This is a genomic window from Stappia albiluteola (assembly GCF_014050225.1).
Taxonomy (GTDB): domain Bacteria; phylum Pseudomonadota; class Alphaproteobacteria; order Rhizobiales; family Stappiaceae; genus Hongsoonwoonella; species Hongsoonwoonella albiluteola.
In genome coordinates, this window is sequence record NZ_JACFXV010000028.1 from 1 (window position 1) to 593 (window position 593).

At 70.5% G+C, this 593-nt stretch carries 1 pseudogene; it reads right to left on the reverse strand.

Annotated features, from left to right (window positions below):
* Positions 1 to 566, reverse strand: a pseudogene (locus H2509_RS21305) (hypothetical protein); the annotation flags it as partial.
* Between the last annotated feature and the right edge of the window lie 27 nt (positions 567 to 593).

The following is a 593-nucleotide window of genomic DNA, read 5'->3' on the forward strand; positions in this document are numbered from 1 at the left end:
CCCGCCACATGGTCGGTGATCGCCACCGTGGCGCCGGCAAGCGTGGCGCTGTCCACATCGCCGAGCTGCAGCGACGGCGCGATCGTCACCGCCGCCCCGTCCTCCACGAATGTCGGGGTGAAGACGTAAGGCGAGCCGTCGGCGGCAAAGCGGCGCTGGTAGACGCCGTCGCCCGACCCGTCCTGACTGGCGGAGGTCCAGGTGACCACGAAACCGCCATCGGGCAGGCCGGCCACCGAAGCCTCGTCCTGGTCGCCGGCGGTGGTCTCGTTGACGCGGAACTCAGCCCCCACCGCGCTGCCGGAGGCATCATAGATCTGGCCGTAGACGCCGCGGCCCGAGCCGTCCTGGAACTGCGACTGCCAGATCACCACGTAGCCGCCGCCCGAAAGCCCGGCCACTGAAGGCTCCAGCTGGTTGCTGGACGTGCGCGTGTTGACCAGAACCTCGCCGCCGACCGCAATGCCATCGGCATCGTAGCGCTGCGCATAGACGCCGTAGCTCGACCCGTCCTGGCCGAGCGAACGCCAGGCGATGACGAAGCCGCCATCCGCAAGGGCGGCCACCGCCGGCTCCTCCTGCGCGCCCACGTC